Genomic DNA, 1,483 nt, shown 5'->3' with positions numbered 1-1,483 from the left:
TCTCACAGAACCGTACGTACGGACCTCGTATACGGCTCATGTACTGATTTATCCAGCGTAAATGCTGGGCACATTCCCCGTTCTAACATCTTCCAGATTCACCAGTCCTAGTTCGTTGAACCAGCTGTTTGGCATCGCGTAGCTTGCTAACGGGCTTCTTGCGCTTCGCCAACTCGTCATGTTCATGCAGACGAACTTGCCTTTGTATCCTCGCTGTCGTAGCCAGCGATGCAGGCGGCTCGTCTTCTTCCATAACTTAAGTTGAACGCTTCGCAGTCTGCGTCTTAGCCAACTCGCAATTTGTCTGAATGCCCTGCCGGCATCGGCAATCCTGAAGTACTGGCTAAACCCTCTTAGCAATGGGTTCAGTCCTTTGATGACACTTTGCAACGGTTTTCCTCCATTGCGTTTTGTCATCTGCTTTAGCTTCCTTCTGAACGCCGCCAGTTTCTTCGCTTGAATTCGGGTATGTTTTGTCCCGATTTCCACGCCAAGGAACCTGACTCCCGCATCACTGTGCGTGATATGGGTTTTCTCTGTGTTCACTGTCAGCTTCAGTTTACCTTCAAGGATTTGTGTCGCTTGTCGCTGCGCATTCTCTGCCGCTGAACGACTCCGACACAAGATAAGAATGTCATCAGCGTATCGCACTATGCGGTGGCCACGCTGTTTCATCTCCTCATCAAACGCATCCAGATAGATGTTCGCTATCAATGGGCTGATTACCCCACCTTGCGGACTACCTGCCTCTGTCTGCTGCCAATGCCCATCAACCATTACCCCACTTGTTAAGAACTGACTGATTAAGTTCAGCACGCTACCATCTCGTACCCGTCTTTTGATGCTTTTCAGGATAAGCCTATGGTCCAGCTTATCGAAGCACTTCGACAGATCCATATCCACCACGTGTCGTCGCTCATATCGACGGATGAACATTGTGGCTTTATTGATGGCATCATGACAGCTCCGCCCCGGTCGGTAACCAAAGCTTGATGGATGGAACTGCTCTTCGAAAATGGGACTCAGGATATCAGTCAAACTTTGTTGAACGACTCTATCCCGTACTGATGGGATCCCCAGTAACCGTACTCCTCCCCCTTCTTTCGGGATTTCCACCCGTCTGACCGGTTGAGGAGTATAGCGTTTGGTTTCGAGTTCGAGGCGTAATTGCTCAAGATTATCATCCAGATTCGAGGCGAACTCGCTCAGGCTCTGCCCATCTGTTCCGGCCGCGCCTTTCGCTTTGAACACCTTTTTGAATCCTTTGTACAGTCGAGCTTTGTTCAACAGCTGACCATACAAACTATAATAAACCCGCAATTGTTTCCCCTTTGGGATGTGCGCTGTGTGGGGACGGATACCCTTTCTTCGTGTTGGTATATTTCTCATTGCTGTTAAGCGTTCTAGCACAATGGCAATCTACTTAACGTCTGGCAATGTTACTCCCGTGTCCGGTTTCTTACCCAGTCAACAACTCCCGTTA

General features: G+C 49.4%; 1 protein-coding gene. It reads right to left on the bottom strand.

Going from position 1 to position 1,483, the window contains the following annotated elements; all coding sequences use genetic code 11:
• Positions 1-48 precede the first annotated feature (48 nt).
• Entirely contained in the window at positions 49-1,287 is a 1,239-nt protein-coding gene (gene ltrA, locus C6Y40_RS08110) for a group II intron reverse transcriptase/maturase (protein ID WP_240621882.1), read from the bottom strand.
• Positions 1,288-1,483 lie beyond the last annotated feature (196 nt).

Origin of the sequence: Marisediminitalea alba, assembly GCF_002993365.1 — a bacterium.
In the GTDB taxonomy this organism is placed as follows: domain Bacteria; phylum Pseudomonadota; class Gammaproteobacteria; order Enterobacterales; family Alteromonadaceae; genus Alteromonas; species Alteromonas alba.
The sequence above is the reverse complement of the archived record's forward strand: the minus strand, read 5'-3'. Positions and strand labels throughout refer to the sequence as shown.